At 61.7% G+C, this 1,539-nt stretch carries 1 protein-coding gene; it reads right to left on the bottom strand.

Features of this window, described 5'->3' with window-relative positions; genetic code table 11:
- Window positions 1-3 precede the first annotated feature (3 nt).
- Complete coding sequence (locus P7D22_RS23060; RefSeq protein WP_319936578.1) at window positions 4-1,428, bottom strand: IS4 family transposase; 1,425 nt, start codon at window positions 1,426-1,428, stop codon at window positions 4-6.
- Between the last annotated feature and the right edge of the window lie 111 nt (window positions 1,429-1,539).

Genomic DNA, 1,539 nt, shown 5'->3' with positions numbered 1-1,539 from the left:
CTTTCAATTACCCACAAGTGCGGAAGCGAGGCGGTAGCCGATCAGGATGTCCGTCAGCCTCCGCCATCCTCTCCACATGACGATATTTCCTGGAGGTGGATCATGACGTCGTGCCAAATATCCGCCGAGGCGAGCAACACTGTCCGAATACTTGGCCAGGGTCGGAGTGGAGGGCTTTTCCAGCGGTCGTGGAACCGCCTCATTGAGGACGGTGCATTCCTCCTTGGTGAAGACCAGCGTCGGCGGCGCCTCGGGGGCGATCCGGTTCATCATCGTCATCCAGAAGATGCGCCAGCTGACGACGCAAAAGATCGCGATGAGATTGACGAGCCGATCCGCCGTGCGGAGTTTCGCGTCCTCGGCGCGGCAACCGGATTTGAGGATCTTGTGAAAAACCTCGATCTTCCAGCGCATGGCGTACCAGTCGAGCTTCTCGACCGCGTCAGCTGTCGTCTCTACGGCGAGATTGGTGATCAAGCGCCAGTCGACCGGCGGGCGGCCGTCCGGGACGGCGCGCTCCCGAGCATGAATGACGGTGAGCCTGAGCGATGGATATCGTTTCTGTTTGCCGATCGGTGGCAGCACGTCGATGGCCTTGAAACGGATCTCGACCGTCGCATTGTCCGTCTCGCCGGTTCCCAGCGGAACCCTGACGCGGTGAACCCCTGCGACGCCGACCTCAGCCATCTCAGCATTGATCGTGTGGAAGCCGTCGCCCGCGAGGCGATCGACACAGGTTCGCACGACGAAGTTGGTGCCTTCCGTCGCAGCTCGGCAGAAGAACTCATAGATGTCGTTCTCGCGGTCGCCGATATGTACGCATCGGGCCGGATCACCGATGAGCGCATTGGATTGCGACATGTTCGTGAGCCAGCGAACGCTTTCCTTGGCCTCGATCGGGACCCGTGTCGGGTTGATGTGCCGCTTGAGCGCGGTGGTGCCCTTGAATTTGGACCGGGACCAGAACTTTGCCGCAGTCAGACCGAGCGGCAAGCCTTCCGGCGTCACTGCCAGGCTCGAATGCATCAGCAGACCGCACACAGTATGGAGCGACCGAGGGCCATTCGGCCGGGCCATCGATGCCAAACCGATCGAGCCGATCGCCTCGGGCCTGGCCCGCTTGAAGACGAACTCCGTGGTATCCTGCAGCACGAGGATCGGCCCCTCGGTCGCGCGAATGCGCTCGGCCGTCACCGCGAAATGGCCCGCGAGGATCTTGTCCTCGCTGACATCGGCGTTCGAGAGAAAGCGATAAGCTGCCTTGGTGCTCGCCCAATCGCCGCAGGCGAGCGGCAAGGGATCACCGACCGATGCGCTCAGCCGATGCAGGAGCGAGCGAAGGCGCTTGCCGAGGCGCGCGTCGGGAAATCTCGATCCAGCAAGCTCCCGATCGACCCATGTCGACAGGTCTGTCGTCTCAAATCCCATCGCGCACACCGCCTCAAGCGATTCGGTGCCGAGGGATGAATCACGGATGCGCCTCCGCCGACAACAAATCGGAGAAAATCAGCCGGCCAGCGACTTGTGGGTAATTGAAAG

Origin of the sequence: Lichenihabitans sp. Uapishka_5, assembly GCF_033947565.1 — a bacterium.
Taxonomy (GTDB): domain Bacteria; phylum Pseudomonadota; class Alphaproteobacteria; order Rhizobiales; family Beijerinckiaceae; genus Lichenihabitans.
Note: the sequence above shows the minus strand (reverse complement) of the source record. Positions and strands in the feature narration are given on the sequence as shown.

Coding starts and splice junctions, on each gene's coding strand:
- P7D22_RS23060 (WP_319936578.1), bottom strand. CDS start 1,428: ATGGGATTTGAGACGACAGACCTGTCGACATGGGTCGATCGGGAGCTT.